General features: G+C 53.8%; 20 protein-coding genes and 1 pseudogene. 4 read left to right on the top strand and 17 right to left on the bottom strand.

Features of this window, described 5'->3' with window-relative positions:
• Nucleotides 1-5: 5 nt before the first annotated feature.
• Both pheT and pheS read right to left on the bottom strand, forming a co-directional pair.
• Nucleotides 6-2,429 (bottom strand): phenylalanine--tRNA ligase subunit beta, encoded by a 2,424-nt coding sequence (pheT, locus tag M2298_RS02495; protein WP_122963157.1) that lies wholly within the window; start codon nt 2,427-2,429, stop codon nt 6-8.
• Nucleotides 2,430-2,444: 15 nt separating this feature from the next.
• The gene (gene pheS / locus M2298_RS02490) at nt 2,445-3,479 is read right to left on the bottom strand and encodes a phenylalanine--tRNA ligase subunit alpha (protein WP_122963156.1); all 1,035 of its coding nucleotides are present in this window, start codon (nt 3,477-3,479) and stop codon (nt 2,445-2,447) included.
• A 454-nt stretch (nt 3,480-3,933) separates the two neighbouring features.
• Between pheS and M2298_RS02485 the strand changes: the two genes are divergently transcribed.
• Complete coding sequence (locus M2298_RS02485) at nt 3,934-4,653, top strand: DUF2225 domain-containing protein (RefSeq protein WP_173596221.1); 720 nt, start codon at nt 3,934-3,936, stop codon at nt 4,651-4,653.
• A gap of 108 nt (nt 4,654-4,761) precedes the next feature.
• Here M2298_RS02485 and M2298_RS02480 read toward each other — a convergent pair whose 3' ends face one another.
• Nucleotides 4,762-4,875, bottom strand: coding sequence for a zinc-binding dehydrogenase (locus tag M2298_RS02480; protein ID WP_242772119.1), 114 nt, complete (start codon nt 4,873-4,875; stop codon nt 4,762-4,764).
• Here M2298_RS02480 and M2298_RS02475 point away from each other — a divergent pair.
• Nucleotides 4,847-5,086, top strand: a pseudogene (locus M2298_RS02475) (LysR substrate-binding domain-containing protein); the annotation flags it as partial. The gene M2298_RS02480 and the pseudogene M2298_RS02475 overlap by 29 nt on opposite strands.
• A gap of 63 nt (nt 5,087-5,149) precedes the next feature.
• Here M2298_RS02475 and rlmB read toward each other — a convergent pair.
• On the bottom strand, nt 5,150-5,965 hold the full coding sequence (rlmB, locus tag M2298_RS02470) for a 23S rRNA (guanosine(2251)-2'-O)-methyltransferase RlmB (protein ID WP_122963154.1): 816 nt from the start codon (nt 5,963-5,965) through the stop codon (nt 5,150-5,152).
• Nucleotides 5,966-5,967: 2 nt separating this feature from the next.
• The gene (locus M2298_RS02465) at nt 5,968-6,621 is read right to left on the bottom strand and encodes a potassium channel family protein (RefSeq protein WP_005829288.1); all 654 of its coding nucleotides are present in this window, start codon (nt 6,619-6,621) and stop codon (nt 5,968-5,970) included.
• Nucleotides 6,622-6,848: 227 nt separating this feature from the next.
• On the opposite strand from M2298_RS02465, the gene sspI reads away from it, so the two are divergent.
• Nucleotides 6,849-7,085: a small acid-soluble spore protein SspI gene (sspI, locus tag M2298_RS02460; protein WP_063227234.1), complete on the top strand. Its 237-nt coding sequence runs from the start codon at nt 6,849-6,851 to the stop codon at nt 7,083-7,085.
• A 34-nt stretch (nt 7,086-7,119) separates the two neighbouring features.
• On the opposite strand, the gene M2298_RS02455 is transcribed toward sspI, so the two are convergent.
• From M2298_RS02455 to M2298_RS02440, 4 genes are read right to left on the bottom strand one after another with little or no spacing between them, the layout of a single operon-like run.
• Nucleotides 7,120-8,271 carry a GerAB/ArcD/ProY family transporter gene (locus tag M2298_RS02455; RefSeq protein ID WP_122963153.1) on the bottom strand — a complete coding sequence of 384 codons (1,152 nt, stop codon included), beginning with the start codon at nt 8,269-8,271 and terminating at the stop codon, nt 7,120-7,122.
• A 12-nt stretch (nt 8,272-8,283) separates the two neighbouring features.
• Entirely contained in the window at nt 8,284-9,444 is a 1,161-nt protein-coding gene (locus tag M2298_RS02450) for a Ger(x)C family spore germination protein (protein WP_122963152.1), read from the bottom strand.
• Nucleotides 9,437-10,597, bottom strand: a complete 1,161-nt coding sequence (locus M2298_RS02445; RefSeq protein WP_122963151.1) for a GerAB/ArcD/ProY family transporter — start codon at nt 10,595-10,597, stop codon at nt 9,437-9,439. Before M2298_RS02445 ends, M2298_RS02450 begins: the two co-directional genes overlap by 8 nt.
• Nucleotides 10,594-12,129 (bottom strand): spore germination protein, encoded by a 1,536-nt coding sequence (locus tag M2298_RS02440; protein ID WP_122963150.1) that lies wholly within the window; start codon nt 12,127-12,129, stop codon nt 10,594-10,596. The genes M2298_RS02445 and M2298_RS02440 overlap by 4 nt, the downstream gene beginning before the upstream one ends.
• Nucleotides 12,130-12,398: 269 nt before the next feature.
• Here M2298_RS02440 and M2298_RS02435 point away from each other — a divergent pair, with 269 nt between their 5' ends.
• Complete coding sequence (locus M2298_RS02435) at nt 12,399-13,400, top strand: virulence RhuM family protein (RefSeq protein WP_242772123.1); 1,002 nt, start codon at nt 12,399-12,401, stop codon at nt 13,398-13,400.
• Nucleotides 13,401-13,557: 157 nt separating this feature from the next.
• Here M2298_RS02435 and M2298_RS02430 read toward each other — a convergent pair whose 3' ends face one another.
• The 8 genes from M2298_RS02430 to M2298_RS02395 all read right to left on the bottom strand — a co-directional run bounded on the left by M2298_RS02430 (nt 13,558) and on the right by M2298_RS02395 (nt 21,896).
• Nucleotides 13,558-15,306, bottom strand: a complete 1,749-nt coding sequence (locus M2298_RS02430) for an LVIVD repeat-containing protein (RefSeq protein WP_122963149.1) — start codon at nt 15,304-15,306, stop codon at nt 13,558-13,560.
• A 49-nt stretch (nt 15,307-15,355) separates the two neighbouring features.
• On the bottom strand, nt 15,356-16,771 hold the full coding sequence (locus M2298_RS02425; protein WP_122963265.1) for an amino acid permease: 1,416 nt from the start codon (nt 16,769-16,771) through the stop codon (nt 15,356-15,358).
• Nucleotides 16,772-16,827: 56 nt separating this feature from the next.
• Nucleotides 16,828-18,111 (bottom strand): kynureninase, encoded by a 1,284-nt coding sequence (kynU, locus tag M2298_RS02420; protein ID WP_280648188.1) that lies wholly within the window; start codon nt 18,109-18,111, stop codon nt 16,828-16,830.
• 22 nt (nt 18,112-18,133) lie between these two features.
• The gene (locus M2298_RS02415) at nt 18,134-18,328 is read right to left on the bottom strand and encodes a 4-oxalocrotonate tautomerase (RefSeq protein WP_122963147.1); all 195 of its coding nucleotides are present in this window, start codon (nt 18,326-18,328) and stop codon (nt 18,134-18,136) included.
• Nucleotides 18,329-18,392: 64 nt separating this feature from the next.
• Entirely contained in the window at nt 18,393-19,184 is a 792-nt protein-coding gene (locus M2298_RS02410) for a 2-keto-4-pentenoate hydratase (protein ID WP_280648187.1), read from the bottom strand.
• A 3-nt stretch (nt 19,185-19,187) separates the two neighbouring features.
• Nucleotides 19,188-20,216 carry a 4-hydroxy-2-oxovalerate aldolase gene (gene dmpG, locus M2298_RS02405; protein ID WP_122963145.1) on the bottom strand — a complete coding sequence of 343 codons (1,029 nt, stop codon included), beginning with the start codon at nt 20,214-20,216 and terminating at the stop codon, nt 19,188-19,190.
• Nucleotides 20,203-21,102, bottom strand: coding sequence for an acetaldehyde dehydrogenase (acetylating) (locus tag M2298_RS02400; protein ID WP_122963144.1), 900 nt, complete (start codon nt 21,100-21,102; stop codon nt 20,203-20,205). Before M2298_RS02400 ends, dmpG begins: the two co-directional genes overlap by 14 nt.
• 14 nt (nt 21,103-21,116) lie before the next feature.
• Nucleotides 21,117-21,896 (bottom strand): 2-keto-4-pentenoate hydratase, encoded by a 780-nt coding sequence (locus M2298_RS02395; protein ID WP_122963143.1) that lies wholly within the window; start codon nt 21,894-21,896, stop codon nt 21,117-21,119.
• Nucleotides 21,897-21,902 lie beyond the last annotated feature (6 nt).

Below are 21,902 nucleotides of genomic sequence, written 5' to 3'. Positions count from 1 at the left end.
CCATGTTACATGCGCAGTTCGGCACCCGTCTTGTTTTTCAGCGCTTCGACAACAGCCGTTGTCACTTGCTGAATCTCTTCATCTTGCAGCGTGCGTTCCGCGTTACGGAACACGAGGGCAAACGCCATGCTCTTCTTGTCCTGCGCAATCCGCTCGCCAGTGTACACGTCAAACAGTGTCAATGATTCCAGCAGATCGCCCGCCGCTTCGCGAATCGTCGCTTCCAGCGCTCCTGCTGGCACACTGCGATCGACAACCAGCGCCAGATCGCGCGTCACAGCCGGGAACTTCGGCAGTTGGCTGTAGTGGCCCGCATCTGCTGCTGCCTCAATCAGCTCGGCTACATCGAACTGGAACACGTATGTCTCAGACAAGTCGTACGCTTTTTCCGTACCTGGATGCACTTGCCCCAGATAGCCGAGGCGCTTGTCATTGACCCATACTTCCGCTGTGCGGCCCGGGTGCATGCCAGCAATGTCCGCCGCTGCCTTGTACTCGGCTGTGCGGATTCCCAGACGAGCCAGGAGCGAATCGACGATCCCTTTGACCTGATAAAAGTCTACAGGCTGTTTCGCGCCCATCCAGTTTTGCGACAGCAACTGCCCTGTCAGCGCACCTGCCACATACAGGCGCTCCTCTGGAAGCTGCGTCAGCTCTTCTTCCGCAGACAAGAACACGCGGCCAAGTTCAAAGATGGCGACGTCGTGATTTTGGCGATTTTTATTGTACGCCACTGTCTCCAAAAGGCTTGGAACGAGGCTTGTGCGTAGCGTGCTGTGCTCCTCGCTCATCGGCATCAGCAAGGATACCGGATTGACTTTATGCTGGTGGAGTCCTGCTACTGCCTCTACGCGATCCGGGTGCACGAGCGCATAAGAGATCGCTTCGTTCAATCCGGTTCCGATCAGGTGGTGGCGGATCGTCCGGCGCAGTTTTTGCTCATTGGTCAGCTGGCCTTGCGTAGTCGTGCCAGTCGGCAAGCTGGTCGGGATGTTGTCGTAGCCGTACAGGCGAGCCACTTCTTCCACCAAATCCTCAGGTAGCGTAATGTCGCCACGGCGGGTTGGGACTGTTACCGTCCAGTTGTCTTCTGCCACGGCAAACGGGAATTGCAGACGCTCGAAAATCGGGGAGACGTCTGCGGCCGACAAGCTCGTTCCGAGATGCTGGTTGATTTTGGCGAGAGTCACCGAAACAACCGCTGGTTTCGCTTCGCTCACGACAGCGGAACGGATGCCTTTGGATACGGTTGCGCCAGACAGTTGCTGGATCAGGGCAGCAGCTCGCTCCCCGGCTTCCTGCACGCGCGCCTGGTCGACTCCTTTTTCCCAACGGACGCAGCCTTCTGTGCGCATGCCCAGCGTACGAGCGGTGCGGCGTACAGTCTGCGGAGTGAACCAAGCGGCTTCGAGGATGATTTCACTCGTTTCATTCGTGATCTCGGAGTTGGCTCCGCCCATCACCCCTGCGATCGCCAAGCCTTTTGCCGGGTCGGTGATCAGCAAAGTTTGCGCATCCAGCTCGCGCTCTTGATCATCGAGCGTAACCAGCTTCTCCCCTTCTTCCGCCAGGCGAACGACAATCGTACGATCCTGGACTTGTGTCGCATCAAACGCATGCAGCGGCTGTCCGTATTCGAGCAAAACGTAGTTGGTTACGTCCACGACGTTGTTGATCGGACGAACGCCCGCTGCCATCAGGCGGTTTTTCATCCATTGCGGAGAAGTGGCGATCTTCGCGTTGGTGAAGTGGCGGCCATGGTACTGATAGCATTCGTTTTCGGCTGCGATCGACACTTGCAGCGGGTTGTCTCCGCCATTTTCCGTCAGCTCGATCTGCGGCAGTACCACTTCTTTGCCCAAAATAGCGGCTACTTCGTAAGCAACACCGAGCATGCTCAGGCAGTCGGAGCGGTTTGGCGTCAAGCCAAGCTCCAGCACGTAGTCGTCCAGACCGAGGTAAGAGATCGCATCCATGCCGATTTCCGCATCCTCAGGCAGCACCATGATGCCTTCTTGCTGATCTTTTGCCAGCAGCTTGTCGTTTAGGCCCAGCTCTTTTGCCGAGCAGATCATGCCTTGCGATTCCACGCCGCGCAGCTTGGAGCGCTTGATGTTCAGACCGCCAGGCAATTTCGCGCCAATCAGGGCCACGAGCACCTTTTGTCCTTTGTCTACGTTTGGAGCGCCGCAGACGATTTGCAAATCTTCTCCTTGCCCTGCATCGACGACGCATACGTTCAGGCGGTCAGCGTCAGGGTGCTTGCTGCGTTCTTTTACATAGCCGATGACGACACCAGAAACACCCGCGTTGCGGGATTCTACCGCATCTACTTCAATCCCGCTGCGAGTCAGCTTTTCAGCCAGCTCGTGGGGCGTCATTCCACTCAGATCGACGTACTCGGATAACCATTGGTATGATACCTTCATCTTTGCCTCTCCTCTCTAGCCTCGGTTGAACTGACGCAAGAAACGCACGTCGTTGGTATAGAAATGGCGGATGTCCTCCACCCCGTATTTGAGCATAGCGATTCGCTCTACACCCATTCCAAACGCAAATCCGCTGACTTCCTCCGGATTGTACCCTGCCATTTCCAGCACGCGCGGATGCACCATGCCAGAACCCAAAATCTCGATCCAGCCTGTCTGTTTGCACACCCGGCAACCGTGGCCGCCGCAGTTGAAGCATTGCAAGTCTACCTCTGCGCTCGGCTCCGTGAACGGGAAGAAGCTTGGGCGCAGACGAATTTGCTGATCGGCGCCGAACATTTGGCGGGCAAAGGTCAAAAGGATTCCTTTCAGGTCGCTCATTCCGATGCCTTTATCGACAACCAGTCCCTCGATTTGCGTGAATTGGTGGGAATGGGTCGCGTCGTCGTCATCGCGGCGATACACTTTTCCGGGACAGATGATTTTCACCGGAGTTTTGCCTTCTTTTTTCAGCATCGTGCGCGCCTGCACCGGAGAAGTATGGGTGCGCATCAAAATCTCGTCGGTCACGTAAAACGTATCCTGCATGTCGCGAGCCGGATGACCTTTTGGCAGGTTGAGCATCTCGAAGTTGAAATGATCCAGCTCGACCTCAGGACCTTCAGCTACTTCAAAGCCCAGTCCGACGAAAATGTCTTCGATCTCCTCGATGATGCGGGAGAGCGGGTGCATCGTTCCGGCAGGCACCGGACGTCCTGGCAAAGTCACGTCGACCGTCTGCGAGGACAGCTTCGCATTCAGTGCCGCCTCTTCAATCGCTTGCTGCTTGCCGGAAAAAGCAGCCTCCAGCGCTTCTCTCACTTCATTCACGAGTTGCCCTACCACCGGGCGCTCTTCAGGAGACAGGCTGCCCATGCCGCGCAGAAGCTCTGTCAGCTCGCCCTTTTTCCCCAGGTATTTGACGCGCAAATCCTGAAGTTGTGCAGCTTCCGTCACCTGGCTGATTTGCCCCAGTGCGGACTCCTTCATTTCTTGCAACCGAGTTTGCACTTCGAATCGCTCCTTTTTTCTGTTGATAAAAAAAGAAAAACCCGCCCCAAAAAGGGACGAGTTACTTTTTTCTCGCGGTACCACCCTTGTTAGACAGATTGCTCGCTTGTGACAAAACCGTGACATTATCACTAACTGCGAGCAAGACTTCTGCCTCACTTCAGTTCATTGCTAACGGGAATGACCCGGCTGCTCCTACTGCGCCAATGCGGTTCAGAGTGCGGCTACGGAGTGAATTCGGCAGCTATCGTGCTAAAGATGCTCGCAGTCTGTGGCACCTTCTCCCTGAAAAACAGATAGGACCTGCGTACTAGTCTCCGTCATCGCTTTGCGTTATAATCAAGATGTAGGAAAATTATAGCGCAACAAGAGCTAACTTTCAATTCTACAAATGTTACATACTCACTTGCTTGCCCTAGATCGATTTTCGCGAATCTGAAAGGGGACTTTTGACATGATCGATAAGGTTTCGGCCCTCTATGATAAAACCAATGTCTGTCGGCACTGCGAAGCAGCCTTCTCCACCAAGCGAGTCAGAAGCGGAACTCTTACCATGATTCACCGCGACAGCGACTTCTATACCACTTTCAAGGAGCAGTCCTTGAATCCGATATTGTACACCGTAAATGTATGCCCGACATGCGGCTTTGCTTTTACCGACCAGTTCACAACCAAGCTTGCTCCATGGCAAAAGCAGGCGGTCGCTGAGCATATCTCTTCGAAGTGGCAAACAAAAGACTTCGGCTCGATTCGCAAGGTGCCGGAAGCGATTGTCAGCTACAAGCTGGCGATTTACGCCGCTGAGTTGACAGACCAGCCGCATTCGGTGAAAGCCGGCCTGTACTTGCGGCTTGCCTGGCTGTACCGTTACCAGGACAACCTCCCGGAAGAGCTGCGCTTCATCGCGATGGCAGTAGACGAGTACGAAGAGTCGTACATTCACTCCGACTATACGCGCGGCGACAAGGACATGTCTGAGGTGCGCCTTCTGTACCTCATCGGCGAGCTGTACCGCCGCCTGGAAAAATTCGATCTCGCCATCAAGTATTTCGGCAAGGCACTCGCTTTCCGCAATCACACGATCGAAAGCGGCATCATTCGCATGGCGCAAGATCAATGGCAGCTGGCGCGCGAGGAATTTAAAGAGAAAAAAAGCGAGCAAAAAATCGGCTGACATGCAGCATGCAGGTATTTCAACTTTGTTGGAATGCCTTTTTTATTGGCTGCGTGAGTGAAAAAGGGCAAAAGGGCGCGGCACCCCCTGGTTCTCTCCCGCCCTTGCTTAGTCGATGGTGAGGACGATCTTCCCGCGTCCGCGTCTCGTTTCGATGGCCCGATGCGCATCGCCGGCCTGCTCCAGCGGGAAAGTGTGCCGGGTCGACGAGCCTGCCGCCATTGCAAGCCTTGTCCGGGCCGGGCTTGGCGTCGCGTTGGTAGGCAACTGCGGAGGCCCGAACTCCCCGCTGAACCTGCTGCGCATTGAGTTCCCCGTTTGCCAGCGCAATTTCCAGATTGTTGGGCACGAAAAGCGCTACCTCTCCCTCGCTGCCCGCAAATTTCGCGACTTTCTCATCAGGTACTTTGCCGAATCGGCTGAAGCTGGTTGAACTCACGGTCAAAAACAACAGGGACACTGGAGCAATGCCCAGTATCCCTGTTTTGGTTACATGTCACCGTCTTCTGTTGCGCTGTGCCTCATACACAAAAATTCCCGCCGCAACCGCGGCATTCAGCGACTCTGCTTTGCCGTACAGCGGAATGTGCACGAATTGGTCTGCGCACGCCAGCATTTCTTTAGAAACGCCTCTGCCCTCGTTGCCGATGACGAGCGCGATTTTGCCGGAATACTCCGCCTGATCGTACGCTACGCTGTCCTGTGCCAAAGAAGAGACGAGGACACGGCCGCCCTGGCGCTTCCACTCTTCTGCCGCTTGGCCCAGTTCCCGCATGAACAGCGGGAGGCGGAACATCGCTCCCATCGTGGCGCGCACGACTTTGCCGTTGTAGATGTCGACGCTGCCTTTACCGAGCACGACCCCGTCGACTCCAGCCGCTTCTGCCGTCCGCAAAATCGTGCCCAGATTGCCCGGGTCCTGGATTTCGTCGAGGAACAACAGCAGCGTGTCGTCCTGGTCGGACAGCTTGTTCACCCATTCGTCCCATTCGTTCGCCGTCTTGTTTACTTCAGCCACAATCCCTTGCGGCGACTTCGTTTCCGACAGCTTGGCCAAAACAGCAGCAGAAGCTGCGATCACCTGCGTATCCTGGGGATGATTCGCGAGTGCCCGCTGGCAGGCCGGATCGAGATTCCGCTCCTGATCGTACAGGACTGTCACGACGTGCGCTCCGCTTTTCAGCGCCTCTTCTACCAGATGGGCGCCTTCGACGAGAAAACGCCCCTGCTCCTCCCGGCCTTTTTTATCGAGCAACTGGTGAAGTCTTTTCACCAGCGGGTTTTGAACAGAAGTGATGATTTCATATGCCATGGTTACGCCCGCTCCTCAAATGCTTTCAAATCTTTGTTGTTTCCGATCACGACAAGCACGTCTCCGTACTGAATGACTTCATCCGGGCTTGGTGCGATATTGAATTTGTCTCCGCTCTTGATCGCGATGACGTTGACCTCGTATTTTCGGCGGATATCGAGCTGTCTCAAGTTCTGGCCTACCAGTTTGGACGATACCACGACCTCTGCCACGCTGTAGTCTTCTGCCAGTTCGATAAAATCGAGGACGTTGGCGGAGATGAGGTTATGCGCTACCCGCACGCCCATGTCCCGCTCGGGGAATACGACCCGGTCGGCTCCCACCTTGTACAACACTTGTCCGTGTCGCTCGTTTTGCGCCTTGGCGACGATCTTTTTCACGCCCAGTTCCTTGAGTGTCAGGACTGTCAAAATGCTCGCCTGAATATCCACCCCGATCGCCACGACAACCACGTCGAAATTGCGAATGCCGATTTCTTTCAAAGCCCGTTCATCTGTCGAGTCAGCCGCTACCGCGTGGGTGACGTACTGAATATTTTCATTGATGCGTTCTTCGTTTTCGTCGATTCCCATCACTTCGTAATCCATTTCGTACAACGTTCTGGCCACGCTGGAACCAAACCGTCCCATCCCGATAATGGCAAATTGTTTTGACATGCTGATCTTCTCCTTCGATCCATATCCAATATGAAGCATTATAGCATTAGCAAACCGTGCTTTGCACAAGAGAGCGCCAAAGTTGCATTACTTTTTCCAGCCTTATGATTCGGCACTTTCTGATAGTACAATGAAATCCCTCGCCACAAAAGGGGGTATGGGCAATCCCGCGAAGACAAATACTAACCCATGTATTCATTTACACAAGAGAGGTGCTAGATAAGGTTATGAACATTGCCTCGCTCAATTTGCGTCAAGCGATCATGTACAAAATGCAAGGCTCCGATTCAGGAGCGGTACAAGAAACGATCACCGATGCGATCACAAGCGGCCAGGAAAAAACATTGCCTGGTCTCGGCGTCCTGTTTGAAGTGCTGTGGCAAAACAGCGACTCCTCCGCCCGCCAGGAGATGGTGGAGACGATCGCATCCCACCTGCCCGCTCAGGCAGAAAAGCCGATTTAATCCAAAAGACATCAGGCAAAAGGGAGAGACGACTTTACGTCCCTCCCTTTTTGTCGTCTGCCACAGCATGAGCACCTCTCGCCCGAAACAACTGGATGACCGCCAACAAAGTCGGAAAGAGCACGGTTGGCAAATAGCTGAAATACGTCAACTTCTGGGCATAGGCGAAAAACTCGACGATGTTTTGTGGTCCCAGCGAGACATAAAAAAGCGGGATGATGAAAACAAGGGCAGCGATGCGCTGGAATCGGATTCCCTTCTTCAGCCACAAGCGCGTCGCGTAAATCATCGTATAGTACATGTTGCCAAACGTCGTGAAGACAGAAGCCATCCAGATCGTGAGAAAAGCGGACTCCATCCGCTCCAGAAACCAGCCTGTCCGCTGCGCTGTCTTGACCATCTCCAATGTCGGCCAGATGAGGTGTTGCAGTTCTTCGTAGCCAAACACGACAATGCCCGCTGCCACTGTCAGCACGTACGACACGACTGTGAAGCTCAACCCGCCCCATGTAGCAAGCGCAATTCTCGCCCCCGGCATAGCCAATCCGAAGTAGATCATCATCAGCTCAAATCCCGTGTACATCGTAAACGTCCCGATGGCGGTTTCGGCAGTCCCTTTCCACGAGTCGATGTGCAACGGAAGCAGGTTGTACCAGCTCGCGCTATTGATCGTCACATACGGAATGATCAGGATCGGAACAAACATGATCGGAAACAACAGCTCGTTCACACGGACCAGCACCTCGAACTCGTGCATGCACAAATAGAGAACAATCATGAACAAGGTCAGCACGATTACTTCCAGCGGTGTATCCAAAAGCACGGTCGTCACGATCACTTCGCCAAACCCGCGCGCCACCATGCCCGTATTCAAAAACTGAAACAAGAGGTAGGCGAGAATCCAGGGGAAATGGAGAATTTTCCCCCATGTCTGGTGACGTTTGCCGCCAAATATAAGTGGAGCGTATTCGACAAAAGTCAAACCCGGGTACTGTTTGCTCAAGTAAATGATGGACATGAGCGGAATGACCGCAATCAATCCGCCGATCAGCGGCCCCAGCCACCCCATCTCCTGCATCTGGGTCGTTGCTGTCCGCGGCAAGGTAAGGATGCCTACACCGATCATCGAGCTGATCAGGATTGCGATTAGTTGCCATGTACTGATGCTGCCCCGTTGATTTTCCATCTTCATCGGCTCCTATTGCATTTCCATCCCTAAGCGGCGAACTTTGATCGTATAATCTACGCCAATTGGAAAATTTTTAAAATCCTTATGCCAATCGTGCTTCTCCCAGTAATCGCGGTAATGGTGTGCCCGAAGAGCAAGGCCGAGCTTCAAAATGTCACTGTTGTCTTCTTTTTGCAACTGGTAGAACAGCTTTTTCGCCCGCTCCTCCATTTCTTTTTTGATCAGCCGCTGCATGTCCTGGATAAACTTTTCCGGCGACACTTTCGTATTCGCGGTCACTTCCACGATATCGCCCTGCAGCTCACAGTAAAACATCGCCGCAAACGCTTCGTTGTTTTTGTTTCCTCCCTTGCTTTTCTCCGTAAGCTCCAGCCTGGTTTTGACAAAATGGGGGCGAAAGGTGACATAGCCGTTGTCTGTATTGGGCAACGGGATGACGACATCGCCTCCCCGGTCTTCGTTGCGCAGTTGCAAAAGCGACCACGACTGAACATCGTTCAGCGTGCCTACCATCTTGTGCTCGCGAAAGACGGCCACACCTCGCCAGCGCACTTCGGTTGCGCTTGCCTGCACGTAGTTTAGGAACGGCTGCATCGATTTGTTGGACGTTTGGTTGAAATAGTCTCCCAAAGTCTGATCCGGGATCGCGCCCATCTTCACTCCGTTCTCAATCAGATCCATGAGAAACACGACAGGGATTTGCGCCAGTTGCGGCTTGATTTTGAGCAAGGTGGCGGCTTCTCCTTTGACGACGATCGGCCACATCAGGCGGCGGATTTGCGGTTCGCGGCGGAAGCTGTCCATGATGTCGCTGATTCCTTTTTTTGCCACTTCTTCACTGACAGCGAGCACGCGGGTATGGCCCAAAAACAGCTTTTGGTTCAGCCGCAATTGCAGGTTGTTGTTGGCATCGAGAATCGTCCGCCCGGTCACGCTCATGATTTTTACCGCATCGGCATTCCCGCCGCCTCCCTGTCCGCTGCTTCCCGCGATTTTGATCGGAATCGGAATTTGCACAGTCAATCTGTACAAATCTTTTTGTCCTTCTGCCATATCGATCGCGATCGCGAGGACGGAGGTTCGCTCCTCCAGCTCTCTTCTGTCCCAGCATCCTGTCAAAAGAGAGGCGCACAAACAAACAATTGCCATTCGGAGCCACCCTTTAGCCATCTGCATTCCTCTCCTTTTGTTTTCGTCCCACACCTCGGAAGAAAAGCATAGTCAAGTAGAGGGCCGGTATTCCCAGATTGAGGATGAGGCTGTATATGCCCAAGTAGGAGCTGGCCCGAAACATTTCGACGATGTTTTGCGGCCACAGCGCGATATAGTAGAGCGGAATGAACATGATAGCCGAGATCAATCGCTGAAAGCCCAACCCTCTGTTGAACAGCTGCCGCAATCCGTATACGACGGCGTAGTAGGCGTTCGCCACTGTCGTAAACACAGCGGTAACCCACACAGCGAGAAAAGCCGATTCCAGACGTTCCAGGATCAATCCGGGCACTTGCGTCGTTTTCACCAGCTCCAGAGTCGGCCAGGCCACGCGCTGCAGCTCCTCGTAGCCGAATACGACAATGCCAGCCACGACAATCAAGGTGTAGACGAACATGCCCATCGCGATCCCGTAAAAACCTGCCCTCACCTTGCTTTGATTTTCATGCGCGTAAGCAAAAAAGATGAGCATGATCTCATAGCCGGAAAAAGAATAAATCGCCTCGTAAGCCCCCTTGATCAAGGAGGAGCCACTAGCTCGAAAAAGCGGCAGCAGATTGTTCCACTCCGCTTTTTGAAAGGAAGCAAACGCGATGAACAAAAGCGGAAACAAAATCATCGGCAGCAACAGCTCGTTGATGCGCGCGACAACCTCCAGATCGTGCAAGGAAAGAATGAATGCCAGCAAAAACATGGTAATGATAATCACTTCGAGCGGCGTATCCAGCAAAACCGATGTCACTACCACCTCGCCAAAAATTCGCGAGACGATTGCCGTCGACAAGTACATGAACCCGAGATAAAGGATGATCCAGGGGAGACTGAGCCATTTTCCCATGCGCGAGTTTTTTTTCGCTCCCCAGACAATCGTGCTGTATTCGATGAAGGTCATCCCCGGAAAATGCTGGCTGAGCTTGGCGATCATCCAGACGGAGACAAAAGCGACGATCGAACCGAACAGGGGTGACATCCATCCCGCCTCATACAAGATGGCCGAGGTGGTGCGCGGCAAGGTCAAAACCCCTACCCCAATCAGCGTGCTGGTAATCAAGGACGTCTGCTGCCACAAGGAAAACGTTTGTTGTTGGCTGCTCACGTCCTGCCTGCTCACGGTTTTTCATCCTCTCTCATTCGAATTTCATCGTGTACATGAAACATGGTGGGGCGGGTTCGCAGCAAATGGTGCGGCGCCCGGATGAACAAATCTTTCATCCCCCTCAAATTCAGCGGACTGAGCGGCGACATGTACGGCACGCCGAACGACTTGAGCGAGGACAAATGAATCAAAATGACGATCAAAAACAGCATGATCCCGTACAAGCCGAACATTCCCGCGAGAAGCATGACCGGAAAGCGCAGCATCCGGATGGCAATCGCCGCGCTGTAGCTGGGAGACGCAAATGATCCGATCGTCGTCACCGCGACAATGATGACCATGACCGGACTGACCAGCCCGGCAGACACCGCCGCCTCCCCTACTACCAGCGCTCCGACGATCCCGATTGTCGGTCCGATCGGCCCCGGCAGCCGGACGCTCGCCTCCCGCAAAATCTCGATGGCCAGCTCCATGAACAACGCCTCTACCAGCGAAGGAAACGGAACCGTCGATCTGCCCGCTGCCATGGCAATCACGAGCCGGGACGGGATCATTTCCGGGTGAAAGGCGCTAAAGGCAATGTACAGGGACGGCAGGAGCAAGGCGATCGAAATACTGATGATGCGAATAAACCGCAGCAGTGTCGCAATGTAAAATCGTTCATAGTAATCCTCCGGGCTTTGATAAAACTGGGAGAACACAGCCGGAGCAATCAAGGCAAAAGGCGTCCCGTCGACCAGGATGCCTACTTTTCCTTCCAGCAGGTTAGCCACGACCTTGTCCGGCCTCTCGGTATTTTGAATCTGGGGAAAAGGCGACCACCTGCGATCCTGGATCAACTGCTCGATGTAGCCGCTCTCCAGGATGGAATCGACATTGATTTTTTCCATGCGCGCCAGCACTTCTTGCACCATCGGCGGATGGGCGATCCCCTCGATGTACATCACATAAATATCGGTCTGCGTCCGTTGCCCGATGACCATGTGGCGCACCCGCAGGTTCGGGTCCTTCAGGCGAAACCGGATCAGCGCGGAGTTGACACAGAGCGTCTCGCAAAAGCCATCCCGCGGCCCGCGCACGACAGACTCTGTCTGCGGCTCGTCCACGCTTCGTCTGTCCCAGCCGCGCGTGTTGTTCAAGTACGCTTTGCTTTCGCCATTTCGCATGAGCACGGCTGTTCCCGACAAAACATTGCGGATGACCTGTCTCAGCCCGTCGGTGGACTCCAGCTCGTTTGACGCGGGCAGATCGACGGGAATTTGCGGGTTGGTCATATACGTGATGATAAATTCGCTAATAATGTTGCGATCGACCATCCCGTCCAGAAACACGATCGCGCAATCGGTATCCCGCTTGTCCCGGAAACGCCGGATGACCAGATCATCGCAATCGCCCAAGCCTTTCTCGATCATCATGATATTTTCATCAATCACCAATGAAAGCTCTATATCCGAAATATTTTCCATACTTCTGTCCGTATGATGATGTAGCGCCTTCTCCTGAAGGGTGTCCTTCCGCTTTTGCCACGCTTTCCAAAACTGGCTCAACGCCTTCCCCTCCTAGATTGTGGGCATGCGATATCGAGTACGGATAGTGTGCCCAAGAAAGGAAATGAAAACCCATTTTTTAAGGAAACAAGAAAAAAGGTACAGCGCCCTCGGTTTTGTGAGTGGCTGTACCTGTTCTGTATCAACGGGGCTTTTTCAGTAGTCTTAACCTTGCGAGATGCTTTTTCAACGTATATTATTTAAATACGACAAAATAAGAACATACGCTTCCATCCCGTAAACAAGCAAAAGCTAAGGGGGAACTTTTCATGGACAATCATACTGACCTTTTACTATACCAAACCGAGGACGGGAAAACGAAAATCGATGTGAAGTTGGAAAACGGAACCGTCTGGATGACGCAGAAAGCCATCGCGGAGTTATATCAAACAACGCCGCAGAACATCACACTTCATATTAAGAACATTTATGAAGAAGGAGAACTATCGTTGGAGTCAACTTGTAAGGAATACTTACAAGTTCAAATCGAAGGAAAAAGAGAAATAAAACGCAGCACCAAGCACTACAATTTGGAGTTGATCATTGCTATCGGCTACCGCGTCCGCTCGCACAGAGGTACACAGTTCAGACGTTGGGCAACAGAACGGCTAAACGAATATCTTGTCAAAGGTTTTACGATGGATGATGAGCGCTTGAAAGACATGCGCCATTTCGGGCAAGACTATTTCGACGAACTCCTTCAGCGAATTCGTGACATACGTGCATCCGAGAAAAGATTTTATCGCAAAATTACAGATATCTACGCCACTTCTGTTGACTACGATCCCAACGCCAGCATGTCCAAGGAATTTTTTGCGACTGTGCAGAACAAACTTCACTTTGCCATTCATGGACATACAGCGGCAGAGCTGATTGCCGAGCGAGCAAACGCAGAAAAAGATAATATGGGACTAACAAGTTGGAAAGGCAACAAAGTTAGGAAAAGCGATGTAACAGTAGCTAAAAATTATTTGACCGACAAAGAATTGCAGTCATTAAATCGCATTGTAACAATGTACTTGGACTATGCGGAAGACCAAGCAGAACGCCAGTCCCTCATGTACATGAAGGATTGGATTGATAAGCTAAATTCATTTTTGAAGTTTAATGAACGTGAGATTTTAACGAATGCAGGTAAAATTTCACAAGAAGTTGCGGAGAAATTGGCTACAGCGGAGTATGAGAAGTACAATCAGCATCGATTAGCGATTGATGATGAAAGCGACGATTTTGATGAGTTCGTGAAGAACAATCAATTAGATAAGCGTTAGCTTTTTTTACTGTTATGTTGCGTGTTTCCCTGAAAGATACAGAAAAAGGTACACCCCCTCATTTTTCTTGAGTGGCTGTACCTGTTCTGTATCAACGGGGCTTTTTCAGTAGTCTCCTAAAGTCGAAACCCTCTCTTTTTTGAGCCATCCGTTGCGGCTACTTTTTCGGCAATCCGTTGACCGGGTTGCCCAGAAGCGGGGTGGACAGCACGTAGATGCCGTGGTTGGAGAAAGCCCACACGAGGTTGCGATCCCACTCGACGAAAATGCTGTGCACCGGATTGGAGTGCTCGCTCTGCTCGAAGCCGCTGCCGTCGTTGCTCAAGTATTCTCCGGACATTTTTGGCACAAAGTAAGCGCCAATCGTCGGTTTGTTCGGGTCTTTCAGGTCAAAGACTTGCACGCCTGCGTTGTAAAAGGCGTACGGCATGACCGTTTGGCTAGGCGTGCCCGGCTGAATCGCCGCGTAGCCGCTGCGCTTCGGTCCGAAGCTGCCGCGACGCTGGCAGTAGTCTGTGAACGGAGCGTCGCTTGGCGGCGTAGGCCGTGGCAAGGTCATGGCGATTTTCGGTTTCAGCGGGTCGCGAACGTCGATCGCATAAATTTCCTTGTACGGCTCGTGGCAGTCTTCGCCAAGCGGGTAGCCGCTGTAATAGACCATTCCGGTCGTCTCTACTTTGGTCACATCGATATTGTCGCCTTCCGTACCGCTCACACTCATCGGCATGTCGATATGGGATACGGCTTTCATGTTGTTCGGATCGCTGATGTCCACTACCCAGAAGCCGTAGCCGCCCATCGCTGCATAGCCGTACTTGCCGCCCTGTTCAACCGGCTTCGGAATGAACAGCGGCATTCTCGCGCCCATCCAGGTCGTCTTGTTGCCTGCACGCGGGTTTTTGTTATATTCCGCTTCTTCCCCTTTGCGCTGTCCAGGCACCCACCATGTATCCAGACGTTTTGGCTTGGTCGGATCGGAGACGTCAAAGGCCAATTGTCCTGCGGAGTACAGATAGCTTTTGTACTCGGTATTGGAGAAGCTGTCGTCCGGCGCTCCGGCGATAAACAAATATTTGTCGCCGTTATACACAGGCACATCCAGACCGCCCGAGCCTTGCTGTACGGCATCGCCAGGCTTCGCCTTCGGGTCAAGCGCCGTTTCGGAGAGCAGCTTCCAATCGGTAAACAGCGGGCTGGTTACTTCATAAATCCGGAAGCCGCGCAGCATTTCGCGTTTTTTGATCGCTTCCACTTCTTCGGGATTGGTGTATTTGTTGGACAGTACACCGTAGCGCGGCACTTCGTAAACTTGCACAGCGATCAGCTTGCCGAGTTGTTTGTTGTACTTGATCGTCATCGGTCCAAACTGGTGTTCTACTTTGGTGTCAAAGTTTTTGTACGCGATGCGCTTGGCATTGCGCGGATCAGTAATATCGTACACGTTGTACATCGTCGTTTCGTAGTCGTACAAATAGCGGCGGCCATTCAAGTCAAAAGTGGCTTGCCAGCTGTGGCCCCACCCTGCCACGTACGGGTAAAATCCTTCGACTTTCATGTTTTTGATGTACTGGTTTTGATCCAAATAAGGCAAGCTTCCGTTGAACGGCTGCGGCCCTTCGTTGTCCGGCGTAGCAGTCGGGTGCTTGAACTTGCCTGTTTTGACATCGTACCCCCACGTACCAGCCGCAGGCTCCGCCGGTTCGCCAGGGAGCAGCTTGTGCTCTGCTTTTGGATACGGCGGCGGCGCATCAGGCGCATTCACATTCAGCCCGGTACGCGGAGCGGTAAAGCTGTTTGACTGAGCCTCTCCCGCAGCATTTACGGCTGTCAACGGAATGAGCGAGCCTACCGCGAGCGCAGTGGCAAGCCATGCACTGACGACTCGCTTTGTCTGCTTGTTCTTCATCGAATTTCCCCCCTACCTTTTCTCTCAACGTTTTATGAAAGTCTGGATGTTACGATGGGATGTCTTTCTTGTCGCTTGCGCCTTGCTTGCCCATGTTGACGGACGCTTCATAGGCAGCCGGGTTTGCCTTTTTCCAGATGAAGTAGGCGATCGTGATGAGCAGCAAAAGCGGGAAGCCCATAGTCAAGGTGTCCTTAAATTCCGGCTGGAACCAGGTCGAGAGTACGACGCAAGCCAGTAAAACAGCTCCGATAATCGTCAAGTACGGGAAGCCGATCATTCTCACTGGCAGTTTGCGACCGCCCATTTCCTCCCATTTGCGGCGGAAAAACAAGTGGGTGACAAAGACCATGAACCAGGCGAACATGGCACCGAAGCTGGAAAGGGAGATCATCACGACGAACGACTGGTCAGGTGCGACGATGTTGATAATCGAGGCGATGGCAATTCCGATGGTGGACAGCGCCAGCGCTTTGACCGGAACGCCTTTTTTGCTCAGCTCTCCGAGTTTGGCAGGAGCGAAGCCTGCGCGGGACAAGGAAAATACCATGCGGGTAGAAATGTACAGCTGGCTGTTCATCGCAGACAGGGCAGCCGTGAGCACGACGAAGTTCATGATGCCAGCCGCGCCCGGAATATTGATAATTTGAAATACTTTGACAAATGGACTCGCATCACTTCCGGCATTTTGCCAAGGAACGATCATCAGCATCAAAGCGAGCGTCATGATGTAGAACAGGACGAGACGAACGACTGCCGACTTCAACGCCATCGGAACCGCTTTTTCCGGTTCTTTCGCTTCTCCAGCACTGACCGCGATCATTTCAATGCTGAGATAGCTGAACAAGGAGATGAAAATGGCGATCCACATGCCCCACATGCCATTCGGGAAAAAGCCTCCGTTGTTCGTGAAGTTTTGCGGGCCGATCTCCGGGTTCGCGCTACCGCCGAATACGACATAAGCTCCGAATACGATAAACAAAATAATGGCAGCGACTTTAATCATAGAGAACCAGTATTCGACGGTACCGAACAAATTGACACTGGTAGCGTTTACATAAAGCAGAACGGCTGAGAAGATGAGAATCCAGATGATGCCTGGAACGTCAGGGAACCAGTATTTCATGTAGACAGACATCGCAGATACTTCGGTTCCTATCGCGCAGACCAGACTGAACCAGTACGCGTAGCGGACGGAAAAGCCTGCCCACGGACTCACGTAACGCTCCGCATGGGCGCCAAACGAGCCTGTCGTCGGATGAGCTACCGTCATTTCCGCGAGGCAGCCCATCAGCAGCAGCGCGATCACGGCCCCGATCAAATAGCTGACGATTACGCTCGGTCCGGCAAAGCCAATCGCCATCCCGCTTCCCAAAAACAACCCCGTACCGATTGCGCCGCCGATGGCAATCATGGCGAGCTGGCGGGTGGTTAACCCGCGCTGCAGCCCCTTTTCACGTTCCATGATGTCTTGAAATTGATTTTGATTTGCCAAGTGCACTCACTCCTTTAACCAAGCGCTTAGGCGACAACCCCGCGCTTGTTTTCGAATTTTTCGTAGCGCTTTTCTTGCATGATCGCTTTTAACACTTGCACGCTTTCCCAGACTTCGCTGTACGTCGTGTAGAAGGCAACCGGAGCCAGGCGAATGATGTTCGGCGCGCGGAAGTCCGGAATGATCCCGCCCTCTTTCAACGCCTTGCAAATTCGTACCGCTTCTTCGTGTTCCAGGCTGACGTGACCGCCGCGGCGTTCGTCCTCTGTCGGATTCGCTACGGTAAAGCCCATGCCAGCCAGCTCCACTTCCATCAAATCCATCATGTATCTCGTAAGTTTGAGCGACTTTTCGCGGAGCTTCTCGATCGGCACTTCCTGGAACATTTCCAGCGAACCGAGCAGCGGTGCGACGCTTAGCATATTTGGCGTTCCCAATTGATAGGCACCAGCCGTCTCGCAGACGTCCAGCGTATGTTCCATATCGAACTGTTTGTCTTTTTTCGAGCTGTACCAGCCTGTCAATCCCGGTACTCTGCCAAAATGCTTGCGGTTGACATACAGGCTTCCTACGCAGCCAGGGCCGCCGTTCAGGTACTTGTAGTTGCACCAGTAAGCGAAATCCACTTCCCACTTGCTGAAGTAGTGCGGGATGGCTCCTACCGAGTGGCAGCCGTCAAAGCCGATCAGGATGCCCCTCTCGTGAGCTGCTTTGGTCAGACGTTCGATATCGAGCAGTTGTCCGCTGCGGTAGAGCACAGTCGGCAAAATGACGAGTGCGACTTCCTCTGTCATCGCGCTGATAATGTCGTCTTCTTCAATGAGACGGCCGTCACGGGAAGCGATGCGAACCAGCTGTTCATCCGGATTCAAGCCGTGCAGCTTGATTTGGCTTTGCAGGGCGTAAATGTCGGTCGGGAAGTCAAGCTCTGTCGCAATGATTTTCGTTCTTTTCCCTTGCGGCTGATAAAAAGTCGCTGCCAACTGATGCAAGTTGACGGTGGTAGAACCAGTCACAATGACTTCATCCGGTTCAGCTCCGACGAGCGACGCACTCATTTCCCCCAATTTTTCTGGCAGGAAAAACCACGGATGCTGTCCTGTCGTCCAGCCGTCAATGCCAAGCTCTTTCCAAGAAAGCATGATGTCCTGCAAGCTTTTCTCTGCTCGTTTTGACATAAGTCCCAGCGAATTGCCATCCAGGTACATGGCAGGCAGCAAGTAAAACTCTTCGCGGTATTTTGCCAACTCGTCCTGGGCATCCAGCTGTTGGGCGTAGCTTTGTGTTAGTGGGATAGATGATTGAGACATGAGTGACCTCCTTGATTTTCCGTTACAGGGAACGGGATTGTTCTTTTGTGACTCCCCCCGCGCCCCAGTGGGAAGGGGGAACCTCTGTTACCAGTACACGGACTTGCTCCGGCTTCACCTGCAAGCTATCTGTGATGGCTTGAGTAACGCCCTCAATCATTTGTCTGATCTGTTCTTTGTCTCGGCCTTCCAGGATGGACACCTGTACGATTGGCATGAACATCACCTCTGTCTTTTCAACAAGCTGTAAAGCCGCTGCCTCGGTTGACTATGTTGCCGGTCTACGCCTGGCAGCCGAAGGAGACACTGCCCAAACCGTCGACCGTCACGGTAATGACGTCACCCGGTTCAAAGGCAATCGCTTCTGTGATCGCACCGGACAACACAATCTGGCCTTTTTTCAAACCAAGTCCGCGCTCGCCCAGCTTGTTGACTGCCCAGGCCATTGCCGCTGCCGGCGATCCCAGCACGGCCGCTCCGGAGCCTGTCGTCTGAATCACGCCATTTTTGCTCATGACCACACCTGTTAACGCGAGATCAAATTCGTGGGGCGATACCCATTTGCTGCCTACCAGAAAAGCGGAAGAAGAGCAATTGTCCGCCACGACATCCGGGAGGGTGAAACGGAAATTTTCATAGCGGCTGTCGATGATTTCGATAGCTGGCGCGACATAGCGCGTGGCGCGCAGCACATCTTCGGCCGTCACGGCTGTTCCCGCCAAATCTTCGCCCATGAGAAACGCGATTTCCGGCTCTGCCTTGGGATGGATGAAGCGTTGGCAGGAAAGCGGCTCCCACTCCAGCGCGAGCATCCCGTCTGTCAGGTAGCCGTAAATGGCTTCGTGCACCCCCATCATTTGCTGCTTGGCCCGGCTGGTCAATCCCAGCTTCAAGCCGATGCAGCGCTCACCATCAGCTTCCATGCGCGCAATCAGCTGCGCTTGAATCTCATAGGCAGTCTCGATGGGCAAGTCAGGGTACTTCGCCGTCAGCTTTTCCACCTCACGCCGTTCCCGTTGTGCCATAAGTAAATATTCGACCAGCTCGCTTTGCACTTCCTGCGTCACTGTCATCTGTCATCCCCCTGCCTTTTGCAACTTCGCCAGTTCAGCCGCGACATCGATGATCATGTCTTCCTGTCCGCCGACGGCTTTGCGCCTGCCTACTTCCAGCAAAATGTCGCGCGGATCGACGCCAAACCGTTTTCCCGCCCGCTCTGCGTGCAAAAGGAAGCTGGAGTAAACTCCGGCATAGCCCATCACGAGGCTGCCCTTGCGGATTTCCTGGGAGTGCGGCATGATCGGGCCAACGATCTCTTCGGCGACGTCCATCAGTTTGTACAAATCAATCCCGATGTCCATTCCCATGCGATCCAGCACCGCAATCAACACTTCCGTCTGTGCGTTGCCCGCTCCGGCTCCCAGACAGCGGAGACTGCCGTCAATCCGGGTCGCCCCTTCCTCCAGCGCAACCAAAGTGTTGGCGATCGCCACCGACAAGTTGTTATGCGCGTGAAAGCCGATTTCGATGTCCAGCGATTGGCGCAGCGCGCGAATGCGTTCCCGTACCTGATCAGGCAAAAGCGCTCCCGCCGAATCGGTCACGTATACCGCCTCGGCACCGTAGCTCTGCATCAGCTTCGCTTGCTCGACCAGCTTTTCGACCGGGGCAGAGTGGGCCATCATCAAGAAGCCGCACACTTCCATTCCCAGCTCGCGCGCGATGTGAATGTGCTGCGCAGATACATCGGCTTCCGTCACATGGGTCGCTACCCGAACCAGTCCCGCCCCGCGGTTTTGCGCTTCCTTCAGTTCATGTACCGTACCGATGCCCGGTATGAGCAACACCGCGACTTTCGCTTGCTTGCACGAAGCAACTGCCGCTTCAATCAGTTCCATCTCACCGACGAGAGAGCGTCCGTACTGGATCGTCGAACCGCCCAGACCGTCTCCGTGGCTGACTTCGATGTAAGGGACGCCTGCATCGTCCAGCCCTTTGGCGACAGCCTGCACCTGCTCGCGCGTGAACTGATGGGCAACGACGTGGCTGCCGTCGCGCAAGCAAACCTCTGTTATTTTGATTGGTTTATCGCTATTCCGTTCCAAGGCTAACCCCTCTCCCATCCAAAAGATGACGGGCGACCTCTTCTCCCACCCGCACGGCCGCGGCCGTCATGATGTCCAAATTGCCTGCGTAAGGTGGGAAATAATCTCCCGCACCTTCGACCTCCAGGAACACGGTTACGCGATTTTCTTCAAACAGCGGCTCCTGCTTCAACCGGTAGCCAGGAACGTACTGTCTCACTTGCTCGACCATTTCCGCAATCGACTGGCGAATCGCCGCCTGATCCATCTGCTTGACTTCGCAATACACCGTGTCGCGCATCAAAATGGGCGGTTCCGCAGGATTGAGGATGATGAGCGCCTTGCCTTGATCCGCTCCCCCGACTTGCTCCAGCCCTTGGCGAGTCGTCACGGTAAACTCGTCGATATTGGCACGCGTTCCCGGGCCTGCGCTTTTGCTGGCAATCGTCGCCACGATTTCCGCATAGCTGACATCGGCTACCCGGTTGATCGCATAGACGATCGGGATCGTCGCCTGACCGCCACAAGTGATCATGTTGACGTTGGCTGTTTCTTTTTCCAGCTGCTCCTGCAGATTTACCACCGGACAGACGAAGGGGCCGCGAGCTGCCGGAGTCAGGTCAATCGCTACCTTGCCCAGCTCCTTCAGCGCTTTTGCGTGACGCACGTGCGCTTTTGCCGAGGTGGCATCAAACACGATCTCCGCCATGTCAGGCTGATCTACAATCGCCTGTATCCCGTTGGCAAATACCGCATATCCCCGCTCTTTTGCCCGCTGTAAACCATCCGAGTCGGGATCAATCCCGATGACGGCTGCGATCTCGATTTCCCTGCTTCTCTCCAACTTGTACATCAGGTCGGTCCCGATGTTTCCTGAACCCAAGATGGCCGCCTTGATTTTTCTCACAGTATGTCTCCTCTCTAACGAAACGTCACGGTTACGGCACCCAATGCGCCAAAGCTGGCCGTGACGACATCTCCCTCTTGAACAGCGACAGCAGCAGACAGCGCTCCCGGCAAAATCAGTTCGCCCGCCTTCAGGCTGATGCCAAATTCATGCAGCTTGTTTGCCAGCCAGGCCACTGCGTGCGCCGGATGACCGAGCGCCGCTGCTCCTGCTCCATTTCCCACTTCAAGCTCATTTTTGTACATCGCCATTCCCACGCTGCGCAAATCCAGACCCGCCAGGCGCGTGCGCTGATCGCCGACCACGACAAGCGCCGAGGAACCGTTGTCCGCTACCGTATCGACGAGCTTGATCTTCCAGTCGGCAATCCGGCTGTCGATGATCTCCAGCGTCGGCACCACATATTCGGTCGCCATCAGCACGTCGAGATAGTTGACGTTTGGCCCCTGCAAATCCGCTCCGAGCACGAAGCCGATCTCCGCCTCCACTTTCGGAAGCAAAAGCCTGTTCACCTCGACAGTCCCGTTGTTTGACACCAGCATGTTGTCGAGCAAATGACCGTAATCCGGCTCATTCACACCGAGCATCCGCTGCATCGCCAGGCTGGTCAGCCCGACTTTTTTGCCGATGACTGCCCGACCGCTGTCGAGCTTTTTCTCCAACACCTTGAGCTGGATGCGATACGCATCGCTTGCCTCCAAGCCTGCAAAGCGTTCCGTTATCGGCGCCACTGGCTGGCAGCTTTGCTCGGCCGCCAGCAGTTCTTGCGCGATTGTCTCCACTAAGCTCCCCATCTTCTG

Source organism: Brevibacillus sp. 1238 (assembly GCF_029892995.1).
GTDB lineage: Bacteria > Bacillota > Bacilli > Brevibacillales > Brevibacillaceae > Brevibacillus > Brevibacillus parabrevis.
This window is presented reverse-complemented; position numbering and strand designations above follow the sequence as displayed.